We start from the raw sequence: 22860 nt of genomic DNA, 5'->3' as shown, positions 1-22860 counted from the left end.
AAAGATGAAAATCAAATATTTCCCTGTAGAGGAGGAGCGAGCGATGCGGATATTGGTGACGGGCGGGAGCGGGTTTCTTGCTGCATGGATCATGCGCCGTCTACTGGCGCGCGGTGTTGGCGTGCGAGCGTTCGACCTGCGCCGCGACGCGCGTTTGCTGGGCGAGCTCGCGCCCGATCAGGCAGGTGAAGTCGAATGGATGACGGGCGACATTGCTGTCGCGGGCGACGTGACCCACGCGATGCAGGGTTGCGATGGTGTCATTCACCTGGCAGGTGTGCTTACGCCCAGTTGCGCGAGCGACCCCGTACGCGGCGCGCAAATCAATCTGATCGGTACGCTGAACGTTTTCAACGCCGCGCGCGCGGTGGGTGTGCGCAGCGTGCTTTATGCCAGCAGCGCAGGCGTTTTCGGCCCCGACGACGGCGCGTTGCCCCGTCCCGAAACGCACTACGGCGCGTTCAAGCTGGCCTGCGAAGGCTCGGCGCGAGCGTATTGGAACGACTGCGGCCTCGCCAGCATTGGCTTCCGGCCACTCGTTGTGTATGGCGCGGGACGGGAAACCGGCTCGAGTGCGGGCCCGAGTCTCGCGTGCCGCGCGGCGGCTCGCGGCGAGGCGTACACGATTCCATTCACGGGATCGACCGGCCTCGTATTTGCCGACGATGTCGCCGCGGCGTACGAGGCCGCACTCTTCGCGCCGGCGCAAGGAGCACACGTGTTCACGCTCGCAGGGGAGATCGCCGCGGTCGATACCGTGATCGAGCTGCTGTCCGCGTTGGCGCCCGGCGCCCGCCTCGATAGTGCCGGGCCGCCATTGCCCATCGCCACCGAATTCCCGAGCGATCCGGCGCTCGGCCGTCTGCTTCCGGGTTTGCCCGCTACGTCGCTGGAAGAGGGATTGCGACAGACGTTCGCGTTCTACCGCTCGCGGCGATAGATTGGGCTCCGCTTGTTCTTGCGCTGATCGGTTGGTTCATTTGGGGCTCGTGTTAATCAGCGCGGTGGCTTTGCGGAGCGGGGCATCGTATATTTTGATTCTTGGGGATCGCAGGCGCATTGAATTGCGCGAAGACGGTCGTGCGACAAAGAACGTCGCATGAGCCCCCTAGTCAAGGATTGATGCATCCTAAACCATGGAGCTTCGAAGGCAATCAGATGGAACGTTTCGATTACGCACGCGAAGACACGGGCAATCTGGTCCTGCTCGAACACGTCAACCTCACGATACCGGACCAGCGCCTCGCGACTGCTTTCTATGTCAGCGGACTTGGACTCACCCGCGATCCCTTCTTGATGACCGGCGTAAGCAATATGTGGATCAACATCGGTCGTTCTCAGATTCACTTGCCGCACGGCGCCGCACAACGCCTGCGTGGGCGGGTCGGTTTGATCGTGGGCACGCGGCAGTCGTTGATCGAACGACTGCGCGCAGTTCAGTCAGTGCTTGAAGGGACTAGCTTTGGATGGAGCGAGCGGGCCGACTGCATAGAGGTCACCTGCCCATGGGGAAACCGGTACGACTGCCTTGATCCGCACGCGTGCGCAGCGGGCGCGCCGTGGTCGGGCATCGATCTCGGCATCGCTTATGTGCGACTCGATGTGCCCATCGGTTGTGCGGCGCCGATTGCGGGGTTCTATCGTGAGTTGCTCGATGCGTCCGTCGACGTGCGCGATCACAATGGTTCGCAGCAGGCGGTGATCGCGGTCGGCACGCATCAGCAACTTATCTACGCGGAAACACCTGATGCAAGCCCGGACTATGACGGGCACCACCTCCAGATCTATGCGGCCCAATTCTCCGAACCGTATGCACGGCTCGCAGCGCGCGGGCTGGCCTATGGCGAAGAGCCGCATCAATATCGCTTCGCCGATCTCATCGATCTCGCGAGCGGTGCGCATTGCTTCAGGCTCGAACATGAGGTTCGCAGTTTGCGGCATCCGCTCTATGCGCGACCGCTCGTGAACCGGAATCCGGAGCAGAGTAACCGGGACTATCGTATGGGTGGAGACGTGCGCAGCGGCGCGTTCTAGGCGGGCCTCGCAACTGCGCCGATTCGGGGCCTTCATTCAGCCCGCCGGTTCGCTATGTAGTGTTGCTTGGCCCGTACAACGGCGCGAGGCATTCTAGCGCCAGGCCTCTGAATGAGGAGGCTCTGCACCCCACCAGGCGATTGCGCAGCCCTCGAGTGGGCAGAATGACGTTCGCATCTCCGCGACAGGCGGCATGATCCGACGATCGCCGCCTGTTCTGTGCCCGTTCGTCGCGAAGCATGCGGGGTTATCGCTATTTGTCGAGCGGGCTCACGCGTCGATAATCGACAATTATGACCATGCCGTGAATCGAGATGCGCGACCGAATTGACGACGAGATCACCTTTCGCAAGCTGGAAGTCCTGCTCGCATTTATGGAGACGGGAAACCTCTCGAAGGCGGCAGAGGCGCTGAACGTGAGCACGGTGAGCGTGCATCGCGCGCTGCATTCGCTCGAACAGGGCGTGCGATGCGCGCTGTTCAGGCATGAAGGCCGCAATCTCAAGTCGACGGAGGCGGCGCAAATGCTCGCCGATGTGGCGCAAGAGGTGCTCACGCTGATGTCCGATGGTATTCGCGCGACGCGTGAAGCCGCCGGCTATTCATCGGATCGGCTAAAGATCGGCTCGCTTTACTCGCTGACCATCAGGACTGTGCCCGGCATCGTCATCGACATCAAGGTGCGGCGGCCTACGCTTCAGGTCGAACTCGCGCTCGGGTCGAATGCCGAGTTGCTCGACAAGCTGAAGCAAGGCGCGGTCGATGCGGCGTTGATGGCCTTGCCGGATGCCGAGCCCGAAGTCGAATCCATCCCGCTGTTCGAAGACGACATTTTTTTCGCGGCGCCCGCTGGGTCGCCGTACGCGCATCAGGAAGCCGTCGATTTGCGGGACTGCCGCGATGAAACATTCGTTTCGCTCGGCGAGGGGTTCGTGACGTATCACGGATTTCTGGAGGCCTTCCGCGTCGCGGACTTCACTCCGAACGTGACGATGCGAGTCGGCGATATTTTTTCGCTGATGAACCTCGTGAGCGGCGGGGTCGGCTATACGCTATTGCCGGGCCGCGTGCGCGGCGTGTTCGGTGACAAGGTGCAATTCATTCCTCTCAAGCCGCAATACCTGATGCGCCAGACGATCGGTGTCAGCTTTCTGCGCGCCCGTGAGCGCGATCCGAACCTGCTGGCGCTCATGGCCGTCTGCCGTCTTCGTACGAGAAGCGTCGGCTGAGGTTGTCGCCTCATTCGCTCAGCCTTTCCCGTTCGATCAACGCGCTCAGGTCCGGTAGCGCGGTCTCGCTGCAACTCACGGCGATGCCCTCCGTAAAGATCGCGCTGCTCAAGCGGGTCAGCACGTTAGCAGGCGGCATCTCGACGGCCAGACGCGCGCCTCGTTCCCACGCAAGCCTCACCGTGTCATGCCAGCGCACCTGCCGCGCCATGTTGGTTGCCAGATCCGACGCGATGCGTGGCCCGTCGAAGAGCGGGCGCGCCATGCTGCTGCTCAGATAGACGATCCCAGGCGCACGCATGGCGACCTGGCCGAAGGCGTCGGCGAGCGCTGCCGCGGGTGCGTCGAGCAATGCGCAATGCGAAGGCACCGCTACGTCCAGACGCTCGCAACGTTGCGCTCCGCATTTGAGCGCCAGCGTGGCGAGACGTTGCATGGCCGCATCGCTGCCCGCCACCACCATCTGCGTCTGTGCGTTGATGTTTGCCAGAAAGACCGGCATGGCGGCACTGTTCACTTCCGTGATCAAGCGTTCGAGCGCGCGCTGCGTCATGCCCACGATGGCAGTCATCCCATATCCGTGCGGGAAGGCTCGTTCCATCAACTGTCCGCGCAACGAGACGAGCCTGACAGCGTCGGCGTAGTCGAGCGCGCCGGCGATGACGGCGGCTGGATACGCGCCGATCGACAGACCGGTGACGATATCGGGCGCCTGACCGTGAGCGCAGACTACCCGTGCCTGTGCGACGCCTGCAATCAGCAGGCACAGTTGAACCGCGATAGTGGAGCGCAACGCGTTCGAATCGTCCAGCGACAGGGCGTCGTAGCCCAGCGAATCGCTGGCCTCTTCGAGCGCATGAGCGGCCTCGGGGTGATCCGGCAGCGTGTGCAGCATGCCGGTGCGCTGGGCACCCTGGCCCGGAAACGTGAACAGTACGCTCATGATGCGGGTGACATGGTCTGCTCCTTCACGCGGCGCAGGCGGAGATCGCCGCACTCAAGCGCCGACCAGCGCTTTGGTCGCGAAGTAGAGCAGGGACGGTCCGAGCAGGCAGCCGACGCCTGTGTGAAACGTGGCGATCAGCGCGCCGTAGGGAACGAGGCGGCGATCCGTAGCGGCCAGTCCCGCGCTCACGCCGCTGACCGTGCCGGCGAGCCCGCCGAAGATCATTGCCGAGCGCGGTGTCTTCAGTCCCATGAAGCCGGCGGCGAGCGGCGTGCCGATCATCACGATGATCGCCTTGATCAGCCCCGTTGCGATGCTGAGTGCAATCACGTCGGAGCTTGCTCCGATGGCCGCGCCGGTCACCGGCCCTACGATATACGTGACGGCGCCCGCGCCGATGGTCGTCATGCTTACGGCGTCGGTGTAGCCGAATGCATGAGCGATGCTCGCGCCGACGATGAACGGCAGCACGGTGCCGAGCAGCAGCGACACCACGCCGATGAGTCCTGCCTTGCGGGCTTCCGTTGCCTGCACCTCGAACGCGGTCGCGACAATGGCGAAATCACGCAGCATCGCGCCGCCCATCAGGCCGACGCCGGTGAAGAGAGGAAGGTCGGCGAGTCCTTTTTGTCCGCCCGTGAGGATGCCGCCGAAATAAGCCAGTACGAGGCCGATCACGATAGCAATGGCCGAGCCGTGCACGCGTCCAAATGTCAGCTTGCGCGAAATCAGCGACGACACCCACATGATGAGCCCCACCAGCGCGAACGAAGCGACGAGGCCGTTCTGGATCAATACTTTATCGAGCATATGCAACATGGTGGACCCCTGCTTCAGATTTCTTCGAGATGCGGCGCGTTCACGAACGACGTGCTGTCGCGACCGGTGCGGGAAAGAACGGCAATGCAGCAGGCACAGACGGCGGCGGCGCCCAACGCCGAAAGCAGCGCGACTGGGCCGCCCTTGAGCGCGGCCACGACGTTCTGATTGGCGGCCATTGCCACGACGACGGGGATGTACATGGCGCCCCAGAAGCCCACGCCCGCTTCCGTTTCCTTCGGCAGCAGGCCCTTCTTGTGCAGATAGAGGCGCAGGAAGATCAGCAGCAACATGGCGATGCCAACGCCGCCGACATTCGTTTTCACGCCGATCGCGACCCCGAGCAGGTCGCCGAGAAAAAGTCCCGCCAGATGGCAGAACGCCAGCAGTGCAGTGCCGTAGATAATCATGTCGTGTCTCCAGTATTTGCTTTATCGGCTTGGGGTCCGCAGGGTTGGTATGTGCCGTGAGCCACGGCGCATCAGGGCTCGCGTCGCGGCGAGTTCAGTGCCATTGTTCGCGCAGCTTCTGCCTCACTTGCACCGACGCCGCGCGGTGCTCGCTGCCGAGCCGGCTGCCCAGACCGCGCGACGGGTCGGCGCGAATATCGTCGAACGCGGCATGCAGCGCCTTTTCGACGATGGATTGATCGGCCCCGGTCGGCGCATCGGGGTTGGTCACGTTCAACAGCTTCCACAGCAAGCCGAGCGACGCATAACTGTCGATGTCGTAGGCCATCGGCGGGACGCGGGCCGTGAACGCTTCGAGATCGGCGACCGAGCGCAACGTGACGCGTGCGGCGGATTCCTTGCCCATCGCATGGACCATGACCTGCGGATCGGCGAGCGCGATGAGGCGATTGGCCTGATAGCCGTGCGCCAGAAAAGCGCCCGACATTGCCCGGCCGACGATCAGCCCGATCACCGGATGGCCGGCAAGGCGCGCGCTTGCGTATGCGTCGGCGGCACCGGCCAGGGCCTGATGGATGCCGTAGGCTTCCTCGCGCCGTCCATAGGCCTGACTTGCGACGTCGATCACCGCGACGAGCGCGCGCTTCTCGCGGCGTTCGGCATCGGCATCGGCATCGACAACTTCGCGCACCGCTCGCGCGATTTCCCATCCTTCGACGAGACCGACCTCGCCGCTGCGTGCGCGCGCGAACGGATTGTCCGGGTCCGGCACGACAGCAACGAAACGCGCCGGGTGTTCGCCGAGCCGTGCGTCGACGACCCGCACCGAAGGCGGGTAGCCTGGCCGCAATGGTGCACTGTAGGTGAGCGCATCCAGCCAGACGGCGCCGCGCTTCGAAAGCTCTTTTGTGCTCATGACTGGAACCCCTTGCCATAGAGGGCGGCCGCCGCTTCCGGGCTGGCCTGCTCGTCCGGATTGATTTCGGAGAGCCGTTGCAGAAAGCCCGTGACCTGTTCGCTGCGACATGCGTGCGGACGTCCTGCGCGAAAGCGTGCAATCACAGCGGCGCGGATCGCATCGGTATCGTCGCCGACGTATACATCCACGAGCCCTGTGCGATATCGCTGTTCACCCCCCGTGAAGCTCCAGATCATCGGCCGGTCGCGCGAATCAAACTCCGCGATGCCCGCTTCCTGCTCGATCACGGCAGGTCCGTTCAGGCCGAGGCGCGCTTCACGCGTCGCGATCAGGCAACTGCAAAGACCCGCGGCGATCGACATGCCTCCGTAGCATCCGATCGGCCCCGCCGTAATCCCGATCACCGGCTGATAGCGCCGCAAATCGACGATCCCCGCATGGATCTCGGCGATGGCCGCGAGCCCGAGGTTGGCCTCCTGCAAGCGCACGCCGCCCGTTTCGAAAAGAATCACGGCACGCGTCGGAATGCCGTTGCGGTTGTCTTCCGCAGCGAGTTCGAGGCTGCCGGCGATTTTCGCCGCGGACACCTCGCCCATGCTGCCGCCCTGAAATCCTGCGTCGATGCCCAGCACGACGGCGGGCTGGCCGTCGATCGTTCCTTTTGCGACGACGGTGCCGTCGTCAGCCTGAGTCACGATGCCCTGACGCGCGAGCCATGGCGACCTGATGCGCTGGAACGGGTCGAGCAATTCAGTGAACGTGCCTTCGTCGAGCAACTTCTTCGCGCGCTCGCGCGCACTCAGTTCAATGAAGCTTTCGCGCTCGAGCATTTCTTCTGTATTCATGGTCTTTACGCTCCGCCTGTCCGGGTCAGCTCTTCGAATACCTGTCCGATCCGCATGCGCACGACGCCTGGCGTCGCACCAAAATCATTGATCTCGAGCCTCGCCGCTGGCAGCGAGCCGTCGCGAAAGATGCGCGCGAGCACGGCTTCCCAGACGCGGCCCATGCCGTCCACCGAAGTAGTGATGTTCACCACGGTGCGAGGGGCGTCGTGCGCTTCGAGCAGCACTTCGAGATCGCCCGACGCGACTACGCCGGCGAGCGCTCGGCCCCGGGCGGCCCGGCCCGCCGGGAATTCAAGGACGATGTTTTCCATTTGGTTTCCTATGCTTTCGTCGTGTGACGCGCTTCGCTCTGAAGCCTGTCTAGAAATAGGGCGGCGGCAAGCAGATCGGCTGCGCCGCCGGGCGAGACATGGCGTTCGACGAGCCGTGCGTCGAGCACCTTCAGATGACGGCGGCCCGCGAGCGTCGCGGCGCCGCCGTGTTCCAGCACTCGCCGCGCGCCGCTTTGCGTCTCGGCGAGCGCGCCGCGGCCGCCGCGCGCGAGCACGCAGGTGTCGTCGAGACGTGACATGACCGCGAGCAGGGCGTTCAGCCGGGCGGCTGTTTCGCTCTCGCCGCGCAGGCGTGAGCGCGCAAGTTCGGGCAGCGCCACCTCGACCACGTGCGGAAAGTCCGCATGCGCCTGCCCCCGCGCGCCGCCGACGTTGTAATCGATGCAGGCCTGCTCGCCTTTATGACCGGTCAGCGCGGGCGTGTGGCGGTCGGGCAGGCGCGCGATCGACCCGGCACGCGCGGCCACACGATCGCACGACAGGTCGGCCGGTTCGCGCGCGGCGGCCGTCACCAGCAATCCGAGCGCCCAAATCGCGCCGCGATGCGTGTTCACGCCATTCGTCGCCGTCAGCATGCACGCTTCACCTTCGCGGCCGAGTGCGCCGATCCGCTCGCGAAGCGCCAGCATGGGCCGGGTTTCGGTGCCCGCGCGCGCCATGTCGGTGAAGATCGGCTCCAACGTCCGGGCCGAGACGCACATCAGGTGCCAGTCGAGATCGTGATGCGCGCCGCGGCTGCGCGGATCGACGAGTCCAGGCTTCGGCGCGAGCGTGACTTCGTCGATCAGCGCTGCTGTGACGTGCGCGCCTAGACGTTTGGCGAACCAGTCCGACGCTTTGGCTTGCGGTTCGCGAACCGTCGCGAGAGCCGTTGCAAGGTTCTCGCGCATCACCAGCTCCGAAAGCGTGCAGGCGGCTCGTACAGACCGTCCGACCAGTCGACGAGATCGGCCATGCTCTTCGCCGCCAGCAGCGACCGGTTCGCTTCGCTGCGGTGAATGCCGAGATCTTCGGGCAGCGCGACAAAGCCGTCACGCCGCAGCGCCGCGAGCTTGTCGGGGCTGCTCGTCAGGCCGACGGGCGTGACGCCGGAAACCGCGGCGATCATCTCCTTGCGGTGTTCGAGCGAGCGGGCCTTGTAGAGATAGGCGATGCCTTCTTCCGTCAGCACGTGGGTGACGTCGTCGCCATAGATCATGATGGGCGCGAGCGGCATGCCCGACTCGCGGCCCACGTCGACTGCGTCGAGCGATTCGACGATGCTTGGCTGGCCGCCTGCCTGAAAGGTTTCGACTGTCTGCACGACGAGCTTGCGCCCGCGTTCGAGCGGGCTGTCGGTCTGCAGCAGATCGAGCCATGCCGGAGTCGCATGGCGCCGGCCGTGCGGATCGTGCCCCATGTTCGGTGCGCCGCCGAAGCCGGCGAGGCGGCCATGCGTCACCGTCGACGAGTTGCCCGCGCCGTCCATCTGCAACGTCGAACCGATGAACATGTCGACCGCGTACTGTCCCGCGAGTTGGCACATCGCACGGTTGGAGCGCATCGAACCGTCGCGGCCCGTGAAAAAGATGTCCGGCCGTTGCGCGACGTAGGCGTCCATACCCAACTCGCCGCCAAAGCAATGCACGCTTTCGACCCAGCCGGTTTCGATCGCGGGGATCAGGGTGGGATGCGGATTCAGCGTCCAGTGGCGGCAGATCTTGCCCTTGAGGCCGAGCTTTTCACCGTACGTCGGCAGAATGAGTTCGATCGCCGCCGTGTTGAAGCCGATACCGTGGTTGAGTGACTGCACCTGGTGCCGCTCGTAAATGCCGCGAATCGCCATCATCGCCATCAGCACGTGAATCGGCGTGATGAGACGCGGATCGCGAGTGAAGAGCGGTTCGATGAAGAACGGCTTATCCGCCTCGACCACGAAGTCGATCCACGAACCGGGGATATCCACGCGCGGCAGGTCTTTCGGGTCGTCGACGATTTCATTGACCTGCGCGATCACGATGCCGTCGCGAAACGCGGCGGCTTCGACGAGCGCGGGCGTGTCTTCGGTGCTGGAGCCCGTGTATAGATTGCCTTGCCGATCCGCCTTATAGCCGGCCACCAGTACGACGTTCGGTGTCAGATCGACATAGAGCCGCCCATAGAGTTCGATGTAGGTGTGGATCGCGCCGATTTCGAGGATGCCATCCTGCAGGAACTGCGAGATACGCAGGCTTTGCGCGCCGGCAAATGCGAAGTCGAGCTTTTTCGCAATGCCGCGCTCGAAGAGATCGAGATGTTCGGCGCGGCTCACGCTCGGGATGATCAGGTGCAGACCGTTGACGATGCCCGGATCGACCTTGGCAAGCGAGCGTGACAGAAAGTCGGCCTGCTTCTGGTTATTACCCTCGACGACGACGCGATCACCGGGCGCGATAAGCCTCTGCAGGACGTCGACGATACGATCGGTGGGGAGGATGACGCCATCCGCAATCGAGGCGACGCTCGCGAGGCGGCGATGCTTTTCCTCGCGGCGCGTGGCCCAGCGGGATTGATGCGCACTTTGACTGGACATGTGTGATCTCGCTCTAGACATGAAGCGAGTCTAGGGAGCGGGACATGGCGGTTCAATCACCTTGGGGACGCGTCTGTTATCCCGAGGGTAACGATCTTGTAGGGCGAATGCTGAAACCGTGACTGGACGGGCTGTTGAGGGACGCCTCGTTGTTCTGGGGGTTCCCCCTGGGTGGGCTTCCCGGAAACAGTTACCTCAACCGGCCGGACCTTGGTGCAGATACCGTCTTGGCAATCAAGCGTTCACGGGGTCGAGATTGCACCGTAAAAGTTGTCAGTGGAAGTAAGCGCCAAATAATGCAGCGCATCTTATGGCCTATGCTAACCCCGATGCGACTGGCTAAACTTTCTTACGAAATAATGAACAGCTTCGATTCATCTGTTGAAACATATCTGTCCAACTTACACTTCGGTCATTTCGCGACCCAATCCATAGAAGTCATCGCCGACCTTTACACCTTCAAAGGCCTCGTGCTCATTCCCGTGCTGTGGTGGATGTGGTTTCAGCAGGACAAGCGCCGCGAATGGCGGCGGGAAATGGTTCTCGCCACGCTTCTCAGTAGCGTCGTGGCGCTCTTCGTCGGAAGACTGCTGACTCACTGGTTGCCGTTCAGGGTGCGCCCTATCTATAGCGACGAACTGCATCTGCACTTTGCAGGTAGCGCTCTCAATGACGCACGGCTGACAAGTTGGAGTTCCTTCCCGAGCGATCACGCGATGCTATGGATGGCGGTCGCCACCGGTATCTTCCTCGTGTGGCGGGGTATCGGTGTGCTGGCGCTTTCCTATACCGTGCTGTTCATTTGCGTTCCGCGCGCCTACCTGGGCTTTCACTACCCAACCGATTTGCTGGTGGGCGCCGCCTTGGGAATCGGAATTACCTATGTCGTGACGCGAGATGCGATCCGCGTGCGCTACGCGACTCCTGCGCTGCGATGGATCGAACGCTACCCGGGGCCCTCAGCGATGCTGGCCTTTCTTCTGTGCCTCGAACTCGTTACGCAGTTCGACGAACTGCGCAGGCTGGCGAGCGGTGTGCTCAAACATCTATGAACCACGCGTTGCGGTGCGGCGCTGGGAGCATCGGTGGTGGCGCCGCCCCAACGGGGGATTTTATCGAAGCCTGTTTCATCGACGCGGCACGTGCGCCGTTCGCTCAAGCGCGATCTTAGCGGCGGATCGTGCAGTCCAAGGATCATCCGAGACCTCGCAACCAGCATTTGAGTCGCGCGTCTTAATCTGGTCGTTGAAGGTCTTTTCTACGAGCCAGGTTAATTTTCTGTCTCCATGAAGTGTCGCGCTCTCGGAGCGGGCTTGGAAGGAGCGTTGGGTGCCCCGCATGCCTCCAAAGCTGCTACGGCTTTGTTGGCAAGCGCAATCGTTTCTTCGCAAGCAGCCGGGTCGGCGATTGATTGGCATCCGCCGCCATTATTGACACGCGCAATGGCGTTGCGCACCTTCTCGAGTGCCGCACCGGGAGATCCGTTGTCCGAAATGAGCGCCGCTAAATTAAACGCGCTCCCTGCCGGGGTGACGACCCAGTCTGGACAAGCAGGCTTCGCGAGCGCGCCGACGGCAACGAAGGTTAGAAGAAGGCCAGCGCCCGGCCAACGGCGGGGCGATAGCGCAGATGAGTCGAGCATAAGCACCGCCAAGGCCGGCTATTGGTGAGCTGTAGGATTCGGAACGCCATGACATTTATTCTGATTAATTTGCTTTAAATGGAGTATTGTCTTCATTCGAAATGTATTAATGCAGGCTACATTTATGGTAGCCGATGAAGAGGCCAATGCAAGGAATCGGCCGAGAAATCGAGCCCTGATCCGTCGGCACGAGATTGCGCCACTTACAGTTGGTTACAAGGGTCCAGCGTCCTGCGAGCGCCCCGTTGGACCATCAGTCGTCTCAGCAATTCCCCTTTTTGGCTTGTCCCGGTGGGCAGAAGCCGTTGCCCGGACCGCCTTGGGGCCCACCCTGCGGCGCGACGACCACGCCCGGCGAATCAGGCACATAGAGCGCACAGCCGCCCAACAGGGCGGCACTCGTTATCAGGAGACAGAAGATTTTTTTCATGGGGTTCCTCGAGGAAGGGCATTCGCCCTTCCTTCATCACGTAATGATCGTCAGAAACTGAAGTTGACGTTGGCCTGATCGGCTGTCGATACATTGACTGCGGACGATTGGGTCGCCCCGCTCACGCTATCGGCTTCCGCGGTGTACTGTCCGGCGGCACTCCCAGCGGAAAGCGCAACCGGCAGGTTTCCTGTATAGGTGCCAGTAACTGGCGCGGCGGCGGGCAGGTTCAGCGCGTAGTTGCCGGTATCCAGGTTGGCGTTCGCGGTCGTGATCTCATAATTAAGACCGCTGATCGATTGCAGCGCTCGTACGATGGCCTGCGCACTGACCGGCAGAACGGTCCCGCTTGCGACGTGCATCGCGGAGGGCGGCAGCACGATCGGTGCCGACGACGTGGCCACGACTGTCGATGTATTCACAACGACCGGCACCGAGCGCACGATACCCGTCGCAACGTTATTCTGCACGATGACGACATCATAGTTGCCGTTGGTGGAACTCTGCTCGAGCGGCGTCAGGACGAACTGTCCGTTGCTGTCGGCAACGGTGCCCTTGATGACGTGGCCGTTCTGCTCCGCATAGACAGCGGCTCCGGCTTCGCTTGGCGCGACATAGCCAGAGATCGTGCCGCTCACGACCGTCGGCGTCGCTGTCACGACCGGCTTCAGACTGTACGAGCCGTTACCTTTCTGGACGATCGATTTGCACGCGTTGAAGTCGAGTACGAGATCGACCAGTGTGTTGGGCTGGACCGTGAACGGCCGGATGATCTTGTAGCCGCTTTGCGTGGCGCTTGGCGTGTCAAGCGGCTGCTCGCTGCCACCCGTTGGAACAATCGAATTCGCCAATGCGTTGCCCTGATTCTGCGCGAGCACCAGACGAACCTGTTGATACTGGCCAGAGGGCAACGCGGTTTGTCCGAGGTCGGCCAGCACGCCGTTGGTCAACGACAGCAGATCGATCTTCTGCGGACTCGCCAACGCCACGTCAGTCCAGCCGCCGTCAGCGTCACCGGCCTGCGCGTTCGTGTTGACGCGAACCTTGCTGACCGTCACATAGACATGATCGAAGCCGCATGACGGGGAGTCTGTCATCTGGACATGGAGCGTGCCAGTGGCCGTGCTGCCGCCATCGCCACCTCCGCCTCCACATGCGGCAAGCGCGAGTGGAAACGCCAGCATGCACGTCAGCGTTCTGAGTATCGTTTTCATGGGGAATCCTCCTTCATTGTTGTGAGCTGAAGAATACGGAAACGCCCTGTAAGTGAATCGAATAAATTGCAACGATCAGTAACCAGAATGTTTGGCAAACTGCTGGCGTGCCGGGAGAAATCTTGGGCGCCAATTTGCATGTGATGCAGCGTGCATCCGCAGTGCCAGGCCAATGCGCAATTGCGCTCGCTCGACAGCCTGCTGCCGCATCAGGGAGAACGCGAGGCCCGGATCTCGAATAAATTCACCCTCGGGCAGCAGTCAGTACTCGCTAATGGCTCTGATTAGCTGAATAGGAGATGCGGCGATTCCCGATTGCCCGTTTCAGTGCTTCCCCAAGCCGGTAAGCCGCGGATCTGACAGGAGATAAGACATGAAGAAATCTCGCGTACTTCTCGCGTCGCTGATCATCACGGGTATGCTGGCCGCGTGAAATCGGAAGGTTGCAATTCAAATGGGCACATCCCCATCCATTTCCGCACCCGTATTGTCTGAATCCGTATCTTCCGCGACGTGCATTCCGTAAGCGACCATTCGCCGATACAGCGTGCCACGCGAAATGCCGAGGGCCGTCGCTGTTTCTCCCAGCCGGTAATCGTGTCGCAGCAAAGCGGTTTCAATGACACTGCGCTCGGCTTGTTCACGTATACAATCGAGCGTCGCTGTTCTTCCGGCCGTCTGCGATTCGAGGTCGAGATCGAGATCTCGGGCTGTCAGCAGCCTGCCTTCAGCCATGACTAGCCCACGGCGCACGCGATTAATCAGCTCGCGCACGTTCCCCGGCCAGTGGTACTTGTGCATTGCGTCTATGGCCGACGGCGTGAAGCCGTGAATCTTGTGGGTGCTGTCGGCTTTGTACTTCTGCAGGACGTAGTACGCCAGGACTTCGATATCCTTACCGCGCGCGCTCAGCGGTGGTTCGTCAACGCGCAGCACGCACAGGCGATGGAACAGGTCGGCGCGGAAACGCCCTGCGAGTATGGCGGCCTCGAGGTCGACGTGGGTCGCTGAAATGATGCGTATGTCGACGGGAATCGACTCGTTGCCACCGAGCCGTTGGATTTTTCCTTCCTGTAGAAAGCGCAGCAGGCCGGCTTGGGTCTCAAGCGGCGTGTCGCCAATTTCATCGAGAAACAGGGTGCCCCCGTTCGCCGATTCGATGCGGCCGATCCTGCGTTCGTGCGCGCCAGTGAATGCGCCACGTTCATAGCCGAAAAGTTCAGACTGCAAAAGATGATGTGGAATCGCGCCGCAATTTATCGCAACGAAAGGCGCTTTTCGGCGCGGTGAGCACCTGTGAATCGCGAGGGCGGTGAGTTCCTTTCCGGTACCTGATTGGCCGGAGATAAACACGCTGGCGTTCGTGTTTGCGACCTTGCGGATGGTGCTGAACAGCTGTTGCATCGCTTCGCAGGTGCCCACCATCGTATTGTCGTCCGTGACCAGGGTGCCGGTGGCCGTATCGACGTAGTCCAGTGCCGCCATCCCTCGCGCGTGGCCAAGCGCATGCGAAATCCACTCGGCCGGCAGCGGCAGCGTGACGTAGTCGAAACAGAAGTTGCGAATCAGTTCGCGAACCGCCTTGCTTGCCGATTTGCCCTCAGCAGTGATTGCCACCCAGCCGATCGTAGTCTGGCTCAGACATGCCTTCAGGGTAGGAAAGTCGCGCGGCGTAAAACCGTCGAAATCTATCAGGCCCGCGGCTACGCCACATTTCTTCGTCGCGGCCTCGGCTCCGGCGGCGGTTTTCGCCAGGACGACTTCCCAGCCGGCTGAACGTATCTCTTCGATCAGCGCTTCGTCGGGTGCGCGAGCGACGCAGATCACCCGGCGCTGGGTGTCCGACTGGAGTGGGGGGGCGCACTGCGCCGAGTCGGCACTCACGCAGGAACTCGTTCGAAAATGGTCGGGTGAATTTGCCATGACACTCCCCCTGTCCTACTTTCTTTTTTCATTGCCCGCCTGACAATCGACAGCGCAACGACGTTTGGTATGTCGATGCTACTCGCTGTGAACGCCAAAGAAAATAGTCTTGATACTGTTGCTCCAGCGTCGTGGTCAAAGATCATGTACAGGAATAACGTCCCGACTTGCTGATGGGTAAATGCGTACTTATACCTGGGAAGTCAGATTCGATGCACATCGCCGATGTCCGACGCGCGTCATGCCGTCTCGTGTGTCCCTTGCTGTCTAACCCGTTTGATCACGTGCTAGCCCCCGCTCAACGTGGGGAGCAGAATCCTGTAGATGTGAATAAACGCCGGACCCAGCAGGACAGTAAGAAGGGCAGGAAAGATGCAGAAAATGAGTGGGAAGAGGAGCTTCAACGCGATCTTCGAGGCCTGCTCTTCGGCACGCATCCGGCGGCGTGTGCGCAGGGTGTCAGAAAGTACGCGCAACGAAGAGCCGATGCTGGTGCCGAAACGTTCGGCTTGAACCAGCATTGCGCAAAAGGCGTCGACATCCTCCACGCCGGTGCGCAGAGAAAGGTTGCGTAGCGCTTTCTCCTTGGTAAACCCGGAGCGCATTTCCAGTAGCATCAGTTGGAGTTCGCTTGCGACCACTGGGCTTCGCAGTTCGATTTCTCCCGCCACTTTCACTAGCGCCGCGTCGAGGCCGAGACCCGCTTCGACACAGACTGTGAGGAGGTCGAGCGCGTCGGGAAAATCTTCAAAAATTGCACGCTTTCGCCATGCGATGCGACGCGTCAGCACGAAATTCGGCAGGTAATAGCCGATCGCGCCGAGCAGGGCGAGCAGGGCCATCGACATGTACTTCTGCGCCGCGAGTGGCGTACTGGCGAGCCACGCAAGCGCAATCAGCGGCAGCGCGAGCGCAAGCACGGTTTTCGCGGCGAAGTAGAGCGCGGCAGCCCCCTGAGTGCGCCAACCTGCGTTCATCATTTGCACGCGCAGCGCCGAGTTTTCCCAGCCCTCAACGGGGACCGATAGTTTCGAAATCGGCTGTGAGATCTCAGCGAGCTTTTCGAGCCATGCTGACCCAGTTGGCATGTTGCCTTGTTCTGATATGGGCAGGTTGGCTCCTCCTGCCTGTTCGATCCGCCGACGCATATCGCGCGGAGAGAACAGCAGCATTGCCGCGAATACCGCGCCGAACACCAGCGCGAAAAGGCCGGCCAGCAACAACATATGCATCGAGTCGAGCGTTTGCATGAAAAACTCCTAAATATTCTGTTCCGCGGCGAGCGTGTGAGAAGCTCTATCAGACGCGAATTTTCACGATGCGCCGCATCCACAGCACGCCGAAAAACATGGAGAAGACCACAGCCTCTATGATTTTGATGCCGGCCGGGTCCTGCCACAGTACGTCGAGGAAAGTCGGGTTCAGGACCATCATGAAGCCCGCGGTGGCGAACGGAAGCAGGCCAAGTATCCACGCCGACAACTTGCCTTCGGCCGACAGCACGCGGATCTTGTCGAACAGCTTCAGCCGTTCGCGGATCAGCATTGCAATGCCGTCCAGTATTTCCGCCAGATTGCCACCCGTCTCCCGCTGAATGAGGACCGCGATCACGAAGTAACGCAGATCGCGGATCGGTACGCGTGTAGCGAGGTTCATCAAGGCCTCGTTCAGTGAGACGCCATAGTTGATTTCGTCGAACGTGATGCGGAATTCGGCACCCATCGGCTCGGCGAACTCAGAGCCGACCATGCCGATGGCGCTGGAGAACGCATGTCCGGCGCGTAGCGCGCGGCTAATCATGTCAGCGACATCGGGCAACTGGCGTTCAAGTTGACGCAGCCGCTTGCTGCGCTGACGGCTCACATGGAGAAACGGCAGTACCGACGTGCACAGGGCCGCGAGTACCGCGAACATTGTCGGTACGGGCGTGAATGTGGCCAGAGCGAGTACGGTTGCAGGCAGAGCGAAGGTCGTGCCGATCAACCGCGCTATCGACCACTTCAGTCCGCTTTGCTGAATCCACAGGTCGAGCGTCTGGATGCGAGGCATTTGCATCAGCAGCTTGTCGAGCAGTTCCGACTCGCTCAACATGCGCTGCTTCAGGATCGTCAAACGTTCCTTGTGGACCTGACCTCCAGCGGACAATGCGCGAATACGTGATTCGATCCGGCGGGCTGCTGGGCCGTGACGATTGTTCCACCACTGATACCCGCCCTCGAGTGCGAGAACGACTGCGAGGAACAGGAAGACGGCGAATGCGTAGAAGATCGGGTTCATGCAGGTCTCCTTAGACCGGCGATTCAAAAAGAGCGGATCGGTTCAGCCGGATCACGTGGTTTCAAAGTGCCGCCCCGGGTCGTAGGTCTGGTCGGGCAACGCGACGCCGAATGCCTGCAAGCGTTCGGCGAACTTTGGCCGAACGCCGGTTGCGCAAAACCGCCCACGCACAATACCGTTCTCATCGACACCAGTTCGCTTGAACGTGAAGATTTCCTGCATGTTGACGATGTCTCCCTCCATGCCGGTGATCTCCTGGATGCTCACGATCTTGCGTCGGCCGTCGGTCAACCGCGCTGCCTGAACCACAACGGAGATGGCCGATGAAACCTGCTGACGCATGGTTTTGGTCGGCAGCGACAGGCCCCCGAGGTTGATCATGTTTTCGAGGCGTGTCAGCGCATCGCGCGGGGTGTTCGCGTGAATGGTGGCAAGCGATCCTTCGTGACCGGTGTTCATCGCGTTGAGCATGTCGAGCGCCTCGGCTCCGCGCACCTCCCCGAGGATGATGCGATCTGGTCGCATCCGCAGGGCATTGCGCACCAGCGTGCGCTGCGTGATCTCGCCACGCCCTTCGATGTTCGGTGGCCGCGTTTCGAGCCGCAGCACGTGCTGTTGCCGCATTTGCAGTTCCGCCGCGTCTTCGATCGTCACAATGCGCTCATTGTCCGGAATGAAGCCCGACAGGACGTTGAGCAGCGTCGTCTTGCCGCTGCCGGTTCCCCCCGAGACCAGAATGTTCACCTTCGCGCGCGCCAGTGCATCGAGCACCTCCGCCATCGGCGGTGTGAGGCTCTGCAAGTCGATGAGGTCGGAGATTTGCAGCGGATTGACCGCAAACCGCCGGATTGAGAGCAGCGGTCCGTCCACCGCGGAGGGCGGAATGATTGCATTTACCCGTGAGCCATCTGGAAGCCGTGCGTCGACCATCGGGCTCGATTCATCGATCCGGCGTCCCACGCGCGACACGATCTTCTCGATCACCTTCATCAGGTGAGCGTCGTCGTAGAACTTCACGTCGGTCAATTCGAGCCGCCCTTTTCGCTCGACGTAGGTGTGCTTGTAAGTGTTGACGAGAATGTCGGATATCGTCGGGTCGCGCAGCAGGCTTTCCAGAGGACCGAACCCGAACATCTCGTCGTAGACGTCGATCACCAGCTGCCGCCGTTCGAGATCGTTGGCCGGCGCCTTTTCTTCTTCGAGAATGCGCGTAATGAGCGCACCGATTTCGTGACGGACCTGCTCAGGCGGCATTCGCGCCAGGCGTTCCAGTTCGACTCGCTCGAGCACGCACTGATGTATTTCGCGTTTCAGCGTCTGATAAGCGGTCCGCGCCATGTGGTTTGGCGAGTGCTGCCCGTTTTCGCGTTCGCCGAACGGCTGCACGCGTTGAGCGGAAATCTGTTCACGCAGCGACATGATGGTCTCCTATGGTGTCTGTTACATAGCCTTGAGCTTCGGTGCCGGGCTGCGTCCGAAGAAGCGGCTGAGCAGCGGCTCAGCCTTGACGCGCGCCTCTTCGGATCCCGCTGAAAGGCTGACGATGTTGTTCGCGAGCGCAAGCAGACTGCGTGACACCGCGCTGTTGTGGCTCAGCTTCGCTACCGGCACGCCGTGATTGACTGATTCCGACACGGTGTCGGCGTCTTCCGGGATGATCTGATAGGGACGCATGCCGAGAACCTCCTCGAGCGCGGTCCGTGCGCGTTCCTGATGGCGCGTGTACCGGTTAAGAAGCAGCCGCGTACGGTCAGGCGGATACGCGAGCGACGCCAGAATCTCCTGGAGACGGCGGCCTGCACGTACATGCGGCATGCTCGCCTGCAAGACGAGATGGATCTGATTGCTGCGGTCAAGCGCCACGATGGAGAGCGGATTGATCGATTGTCCGAGATCGAAGATCACCATGTCGTAGCGCGGAACGGCGACGCCCAGAATCCATTCGAGCCTTTCTTCCTTGATCTCCGATGCCTTGATCGGATCGCCCGCGCCGGCGAGGATATGAAAGGTTTCGCTCACGTGCACGAGGCAGGCATCGAAGAAGGCCGCGTCCATCCGCTCCACCTGCGCGCACACCTGCGGCAACGTCGACGGTGGTCTTTCGTCGGTGACCAGAAAGGCGGCATCTCCGTAAAGCTGGTTGAGGTCGATCAGCAGCACGCGTTTTTGCTGGCTATCGGCGATCGCATGAGCCACATTGCTGGCGATGAAGCTGGTGCCCGCTCCGCCCTTGCAGGACAGGAATGAGACGATTTGCGTTTCATGTGTGCCAGTCAATGCCAGTTGACTCTCGATGCGCGACAGTGCCTCACAGAGCGAAGCCTTGTTGAGCGGCCAACCGAGCACGTCGCGAAAACCGGCCCGCATGGCTTCGATCAGCGTCTGCGGCGACGCATCTGGAATCAGCAGGATGGATGTGACCTGGGAGCGTCGATTGCACAGCTTGCCGACGACCGGAAGCTCGGCGGTTTCGAGTGACACTGCATCGACGATCAGCACGTCGAAGGCGTCCAGACTGTCGCCGCGTTCAACGAGCGAGGATGGTCTCCCGGCCACGCGGGTCGTGCGATAGTTGCCGCATTCACCGATCAGATTCACGATTTTGGCCAATCGCGTGGCGTCTTCCGAAGCAATGAGAATATTGATCATGGTCGTGGCTGCCTGGGTGTGTTGTGTTATTGACAGACGGCGCCGCCCGTCGACGTTGCGAGACTTTCGCGCGGCAGGGTGGTCGTGAGCGGTGGCATCTTTAGCGTGAGGGGCACGAACGGAATCATGGTTTTCACGCTGACGTTGGTGACGCTGACGGAGACCAACGTGCACGTGCTGCGTGCCGTGGTGGCGTCGGAATCACAACCGGACGGTGTATACGTGACGGCGACATTGGATGCGGCGAGCAGAGGCAGCAGGCTTGTTATCCTGCTTTTGATCACCGCGGCATTGGCGTCGCAAACCGTGGCGGTACGTGCGCCGAGGCGGACCGCTTCACTCGCCGTGTTCCAGTAAAAGAGCACGCGGCCCATTTCGCAAATGCCGATCAGTAAGGTGCACAAGATGCCTGCCACCAGCGCGAATTCCACCACGGCCGCGCCGCGTTGTGCGCGCAGTCGCGGTGACCGGGAAAGAGGGCTCGGATTCATGACACTTGCCTCATCACGGTGACGATGTTGCCGAACGTCAGTTGCGACAGATTGAAGTAGGTCAGGATCGGTGAGTACGGATACCCCTTGATCTTGACCTCGACGAGGTTGATGCTGCCGGCTGCGTTCGAAGGACCGGTTCCGTTGTCGTTGTCGTACGTCGGGACGTTGGTGAACTGCGCGGGGTCCGAGGCATCGGCGCAATTGGTCGTGTGAGCACTGTCGCACACGACCACCATCGCGGTCGTCAAGCCTGCTACGAGCTCCGCGCCGCTGCCCGGCGCCGCGCAGGTCGTACTGCCGTAGACGGCGAGGCACTGCGCCTGTGCGAGCGGGTAGGCGCTATCGGACGGCAGGTAAGTCGACAGATAGCGAGCAGCATTGCGGGTGGCCTTTGTGAGCGCTTCGTACTGGTAAATTGCGTGGCCAAATTCGGCCACGCCGGCGACGAGCGTCACGAGCGGTATCAGCACGATGGCGAATTCCACTGCGGCGACACCGCGCATGCGTGCTGGACGGCTGGAGCGTTTGTTCATGACAGTCCCCTATTGAAGCAACACTGGTACTTGCGGCCCGACCGAGCTGCCGGAACCAGGAACACCCTGCGTCGCACACGGGCTTCCCGGCGCCGACGACGAACCGCGGTACTCCAGATGGACCGGGCCCGGGTTGCCACCGGAGTCCATCGGGTCAAGCATCAGCACACAGTCCCAGGAAATGACCGGAGCCTGGTGGCTGCTTGCCAGCACCCCGCAGTCCAGTTCGGGCGCAAGCGCGAGACGCCGGTCGGCACCGAGCGGGTAGTTGCTCGCGCTGTATGTACCTTTGGTGTTGGAGCCGGAGAGCGTGTCGCCCTGGTAAGGCTGAAACGTTTGACGTTTGCTGACGAAGTTGCTGTATGCGTCCTTCAGCGTGGGCCACGACGTTGCGGTGTACGCATATCCGGTGAAGTCGGGTGCGCCGTCGGCTGGCCCCTTGTACGAGGTGCCGTAGATCCCGAAGCGTGTGTTCCAGGCGCCCGAGTCGGCGACCATGTTGCCTGCCGAGCCGATGTTCGCGCCGGCAGCGGGCAGAGCGCAATAATTCCCGGTTAATTCATTCTTGATGGAATTGGCGCTATTGCTGCCGTCGAGGGCGGCCCATCCAAAGTTGCCAGGGCCGAACGCCGGCGACGCACCGGTTTTTGACGCGATCCACTGGCCGACCGTATACGTTTCGCCTGCTGTCGGTGGCGTGGTTTCGGTTCCTGCCTTACAGATGAACGCCGGAATCGCGCAGGTGGTTTGCGCGGCGCCGACAGTTGCGACGGCCGTGGCGGAAACGGTGGCATTCGCTATGCTCGTGCCGCTGAACGCGCCAAGCACCTGTATGAACCAGTTTGCGATATTGGCTTTGGCTGTCGTGCATTTTGCGTACTTGATGTTTGCCGGCGTGGCGACGGAGCTCTTGGGCAGGAACGGATTGTTCAGCGAATCGCTGAACAGCACGCTGCTGTCTGTTGTCATCTGCACGGCGCCGCTCTGGAACAGCGCGTAGTTGAGGTGGCCGGCAGTCATGCCGGCCGCCTCGGAGACAGACAGATTGACTGTTGCACCGGTGAGATCGCGTGCGGCGGCCAGCGCACAGGCATCGGCGCTGTTCTGCAACTCGCTTCGGGTCACATACAGCTTGCCGAGATCGAGTGCAAGGCCGACGAAGCCGATCAGCGCCACGAGCGACAACGCGACGATGATGGACACTGCGCCGCGCTCGCCTCGACGAGCTGCACCGCACCTGCCAGATTGATTGACGCTACGCATGTTGCCCCCCGGTGCATATTGTTCTTATTGACCGCTGGCCCCGCCGCCCCCGCTTCCGACGCCGATGACAAACGCGTTCGGCGAGGGTGCGGGTTGTTGAAATGACTTGTCGTAGTTGCCCATTGCCGCTGCGGCGGATTTGCCGTCCAGACCCTGAGCCGACTGCGCATGTTGAGCCGCGTGCGGATCGATGATCTGCGCCTGAGTGACGGATTTGAGTGCCTCGCCAAAATGCGCGTCCCAGATCGGTGTGCTGGACATGCAACCGCCCAGCGCTGCGCAGACCGGCACGATGAGCGTGGCCCAGCGTGCGAAAGCAAAGTGTTCGTGTTTCATGAGATTCCCCT

At 61.6% G+C, this 22860-nt stretch carries 22 protein-coding genes; 4 read left to right on the top strand and 18 right to left on the bottom strand.

The window, feature by feature from the left end; genetic code table 11:
* The first annotated feature begins 43 nt into the window (after window positions 1-43).
* The 3 genes from P0D68_RS12285 to P0D68_RS12275 all read left to right on the top strand — a co-directional run bounded on the left by P0D68_RS12285 (window position 44) and on the right by P0D68_RS12275 (window position 3263).
* Window positions 44-940 carry an NAD-dependent epimerase/dehydratase family protein gene (locus tag P0D68_RS12285; RefSeq protein WP_408293873.1) on the top strand — a complete coding sequence of 299 codons (897 nt, stop codon included), beginning with the start codon at window positions 44-46 and terminating at the stop codon, window positions 938-940.
* A 218-nt stretch (window positions 941-1158) separates the two neighbouring features.
* Window positions 1159-2034, top strand: a complete 876-nt coding sequence (locus P0D68_RS12280; protein WP_408293871.1) for a VOC family protein — start codon at window positions 1159-1161, stop codon at window positions 2032-2034.
* A 314-nt stretch (window positions 2035-2348) separates the two neighbouring features.
* Window positions 2349-3263, top strand: coding sequence for a LysR family transcriptional regulator (locus P0D68_RS12275; protein WP_408187282.1), 915 nt, complete (start codon window positions 2349-2351; stop codon window positions 3261-3263).
* Window positions 3264-3273: 10 nt separating this feature from the next.
* Here the strand turns inward: P0D68_RS12275 and mdcH are convergent, their stop codons facing one another.
* From mdcH to mdcA, 8 genes are all read right to left on the bottom strand, one after another.
* Window positions 3274-4206, bottom strand: a complete 933-nt coding sequence (gene mdcH / locus P0D68_RS12270; protein WP_408293867.1) for a malonate decarboxylase subunit epsilon — start codon at window positions 4204-4206, stop codon at window positions 3274-3276.
* Window positions 4207-4260: 54 nt separating this feature from the next.
* Window positions 4261-5028 (bottom strand): malonate transporter subunit MadM, encoded by a 768-nt coding sequence (madM, locus tag P0D68_RS12265; RefSeq protein ID WP_408187280.1) that lies wholly within the window; start codon window positions 5026-5028, stop codon window positions 4261-4263.
* A 14-nt stretch (window positions 5029-5042) separates the two neighbouring features.
* Window positions 5043-5438: a malonate transporter subunit MadL gene (madL, locus tag P0D68_RS12260; protein WP_408187279.1), complete on the bottom strand. Its 396-nt coding sequence runs from the start codon at window positions 5436-5438 to the stop codon at window positions 5043-5045.
* A 94-nt stretch (window positions 5439-5532) separates the two neighbouring features.
* The gene (mdcE, locus tag P0D68_RS12255) at window positions 5533-6354 is read right to left on the bottom strand and encodes a biotin-independent malonate decarboxylase subunit gamma (protein ID WP_408293863.1); all 822 of its coding nucleotides are present in this window, start codon (window positions 6352-6354) and stop codon (window positions 5533-5535) included.
* Window positions 6351-7202, bottom strand: coding sequence for a biotin-independent malonate decarboxylase subunit beta (locus tag P0D68_RS12250; RefSeq protein ID WP_408187277.1), 852 nt, complete (start codon window positions 7200-7202; stop codon window positions 6351-6353). The genes mdcE and P0D68_RS12250 overlap by 4 nt, the downstream gene beginning before the upstream one ends.
* Window positions 7203-7207: 5 nt before the next feature.
* Window positions 7208-7516 carry a malonate decarboxylase subunit delta gene (locus P0D68_RS12245; protein ID WP_408293860.1) on the bottom strand — a complete coding sequence of 103 codons (309 nt, stop codon included), beginning with the start codon at window positions 7514-7516 and terminating at the stop codon, window positions 7208-7210.
* Between the two features lie 8 nt (window positions 7517-7524).
* Window positions 7525-8427, bottom strand: a complete 903-nt coding sequence (locus P0D68_RS12240) for a triphosphoribosyl-dephospho-CoA synthase (protein ID WP_408293857.1) — start codon at window positions 8425-8427, stop codon at window positions 7525-7527.
* On the bottom strand, window positions 8427-10088 hold the full coding sequence (gene mdcA, locus P0D68_RS12235; protein WP_408293854.1) for a malonate decarboxylase subunit alpha: 1662 nt from the start codon (window positions 10086-10088) through the stop codon (window positions 8427-8429). The genes P0D68_RS12240 and mdcA overlap by 1 nt, the downstream gene beginning before the upstream one ends.
* A 359-nt stretch (window positions 10089-10447) precedes the next feature.
* Here mdcA and P0D68_RS12230 point away from each other — a divergent pair, with 359 nt between their 5' ends.
* The gene (locus tag P0D68_RS12230; RefSeq protein ID WP_408293851.1) at window positions 10448-11140 is read left to right on the top strand and encodes a phosphatase PAP2 family protein; all 693 of its coding nucleotides are present in this window, start codon (window positions 10448-10450) and stop codon (window positions 11138-11140) included.
* A 1070-nt stretch (window positions 11141-12210) separates the two neighbouring features.
* On the opposite strand, the gene P0D68_RS12225 is transcribed toward P0D68_RS12230, so the two are convergent.
* From P0D68_RS12225 to P0D68_RS12180, 10 genes are all read right to left on the bottom strand, one after another.
* The gene (locus P0D68_RS12225) at window positions 12211-13374 is read right to left on the bottom strand and encodes a DUF4382 domain-containing protein (RefSeq protein ID WP_408184351.1); all 1164 of its coding nucleotides are present in this window, start codon (window positions 13372-13374) and stop codon (window positions 12211-12213) included.
* A gap of 450 nt (window positions 13375-13824) precedes the next feature.
* Window positions 13825-15297, bottom strand: coding sequence for a sigma-54 dependent transcriptional regulator (locus P0D68_RS12220; RefSeq protein ID WP_408293848.1), 1473 nt, complete (start codon window positions 15295-15297; stop codon window positions 13825-13827).
* A 287-nt stretch (window positions 15298-15584) separates the two neighbouring features.
* Window positions 15585-16547: a type II secretion system F family protein gene (locus P0D68_RS12215; RefSeq protein ID WP_408184349.1), complete on the bottom strand. Its 963-nt coding sequence runs from the start codon at window positions 16545-16547 to the stop codon at window positions 15585-15587.
* A 49-nt stretch (window positions 16548-16596) separates the two neighbouring features.
* A complete protein-coding gene (locus P0D68_RS12210; protein WP_408293845.1) occupies window positions 16597-17574 on the bottom strand; it encodes a type II secretion system F family protein in 978 nt (325 codons plus the stop codon).
* Between the two features lie 51 nt (window positions 17575-17625).
* Window positions 17626-18993: a TadA family conjugal transfer-associated ATPase gene (locus tag P0D68_RS12205; RefSeq protein WP_408342143.1), complete on the bottom strand. Its 1368-nt coding sequence runs from the start codon at window positions 18991-18993 to the stop codon at window positions 17626-17628.
* Window positions 18994-19014: 21 nt separating this feature from the next.
* A complete protein-coding gene (locus P0D68_RS12200) occupies window positions 19015-20223 on the bottom strand; it encodes a CpaE/TadZ family protein (RefSeq protein ID WP_408293839.1) in 1209 nt (402 codons plus the stop codon).
* Window positions 20224-20249: 26 nt separating this feature from the next.
* Window positions 20250-20714 (bottom strand): TadE/TadG family type IV pilus assembly protein, encoded by a 465-nt coding sequence (locus P0D68_RS12195; protein ID WP_408293836.1) that lies wholly within the window; start codon window positions 20712-20714, stop codon window positions 20250-20252.
* Entirely contained in the window at window positions 20711-21220 is a 510-nt protein-coding gene (locus P0D68_RS12190) for a TadE/TadG family type IV pilus assembly protein (RefSeq protein WP_408184357.1), read from the bottom strand. Before P0D68_RS12190 ends, P0D68_RS12195 begins: the two co-directional genes overlap by 4 nt.
* Window positions 21221-21259: 39 nt before the next feature.
* Entirely contained in the window at window positions 21260-22513 is a 1254-nt protein-coding gene (locus P0D68_RS12185) for a pilus assembly protein TadG-related protein (RefSeq protein WP_408184344.1), read from the bottom strand.
* 24 nt (window positions 22514-22537) lie between these two features.
* Window positions 22538-22849, bottom strand: a complete 312-nt coding sequence (locus tag P0D68_RS12180; RefSeq protein ID WP_408184343.1) for a hypothetical protein — start codon at window positions 22847-22849, stop codon at window positions 22538-22540.
* Window positions 22850-22860 lie beyond the last annotated feature (11 nt).

Source organism: Paraburkholderia sp. RL17-380-BIE-A, assembly GCF_046028085.1.
Classification (GTDB): Bacteria; Pseudomonadota; Gammaproteobacteria; order Burkholderiales; family Burkholderiaceae; genus Paraburkholderia.
This window is presented reverse-complemented; position numbering and strand designations above follow the sequence as displayed.

Excerpts from the sequence above, each read along its gene's own strand:
- P0D68_RS12285 (WP_408293873.1), top strand. The coding sequence starts at position 44 with ATGCGGATATTGGTGACGGGCGGGAGCGGGTTTCTTGCTGCATGGATC.
- P0D68_RS12275 (WP_408187282.1), top strand. The coding sequence starts at position 2,349 with ATGCGCGACCGAATTGACGACGAGATCACCTTTCGCAAGCTGGAAGTC.
- P0D68_RS12185 (WP_408184344.1), bottom strand. The coding sequence starts at position 22,513 with ATGCGTAGCGTCAATCAATCTGGCAGGTGCGGTGCAGCTCGTCGAGGC.
- P0D68_RS12190 (WP_408184357.1), bottom strand. The coding sequence starts at position 21,220 with ATGCGCGGTGTCGCCGCAGTGGAATTCGCCATCGTGCTGATACCGCTC.
- P0D68_RS12215 (WP_408184349.1), bottom strand. The coding sequence starts at position 16,547 with ATGCAAACGCTCGACTCGATGCATATGTTGTTGCTGGCCGGCCTTTTC.
- P0D68_RS12230 (WP_408293851.1), top strand. The coding sequence starts at position 10,448 with ATGAACAGCTTCGATTCATCTGTTGAAACATATCTGTCCAACTTACAC.
- P0D68_RS12240 (WP_408293857.1), bottom strand. The coding sequence starts at position 8,427 with ATGCGCGAGAACCTTGCAACGGCTCTCGCGACGGTTCGCGAACCGCAA.
- P0D68_RS12180 (WP_408184343.1), bottom strand. The coding sequence starts at position 22,849 with ATGAAACACGAACACTTTGCTTTCGCACGCTGGGCCACGCTCATCGTG.
- P0D68_RS12210 (WP_408293845.1), bottom strand. The coding sequence starts at position 17,574 with ATGAACCCGATCTTCTACGCATTCGCCGTCTTCCTGTTCCTCGCAGTC.
- P0D68_RS12195 (WP_408293836.1), bottom strand. The coding sequence starts at position 20,714 with ATGAATCCGAGCCCTCTTTCCCGGTCACCGCGACTGCGCGCACAACGC.
- P0D68_RS12220 (WP_408293848.1), bottom strand. The coding sequence starts at position 15,297 with ATGGCAAATTCACCCGACCATTTTCGAACGAGTTCCTGCGTGAGTGCC.
- mdcA (WP_408293854.1), bottom strand. The coding sequence starts at position 10,088 with ATGTCCAGTCAAAGTGCGCATCAATCCCGCTGGGCCACGCGCCGCGAG.
- madL (WP_408187279.1), bottom strand. The coding sequence starts at position 5,438 with ATGATTATCTACGGCACTGCACTGCTGGCGTTCTGCCATCTGGCGGGA.
- madM (WP_408187280.1), bottom strand. The coding sequence starts at position 5,028 with ATGTTGCATATGCTCGATAAAGTATTGATCCAGAACGGCCTCGTCGCT.
- P0D68_RS12205 (WP_408342143.1), bottom strand. The coding sequence starts at position 18,993 with ATGTCGCTGCGTGAACAGATTTCCGCTCAACGCGTGCAGCCGTTCGGC.
- mdcE (WP_408293863.1), bottom strand. The coding sequence starts at position 6,354 with ATGAGCACAAAAGAGCTTTCGAAGCGCGGCGCCGTCTGGCTGGATGCG.
- P0D68_RS12225 (WP_408184351.1), bottom strand. The coding sequence starts at position 13,374 with ATGAAAACGATACTCAGAACGCTGACGTGCATGCTGGCGTTTCCACTC.
- P0D68_RS12200 (WP_408293839.1), bottom strand. The coding sequence starts at position 20,223 with ATGATCAATATTCTCATTGCTTCGGAAGACGCCACGCGATTGGCCAAA.
- P0D68_RS12280 (WP_408293871.1), top strand. The coding sequence starts at position 1,159 with ATGGAACGTTTCGATTACGCACGCGAAGACACGGGCAATCTGGTCCTG.
- mdcH (WP_408293867.1), bottom strand. The coding sequence starts at position 4,206 with ATGAGCGTACTGTTCACGTTTCCGGGCCAGGGTGCCCAGCGCACCGGC.
- P0D68_RS12250 (WP_408187277.1), bottom strand. The coding sequence starts at position 7,202 with ATGAATACAGAAGAAATGCTCGAGCGCGAAAGCTTCATTGAACTGAGT.
- P0D68_RS12245 (WP_408293860.1), bottom strand. The coding sequence starts at position 7,516 with ATGGAAAACATCGTCCTTGAATTCCCGGCGGGCCGGGCCGCCCGGGGC.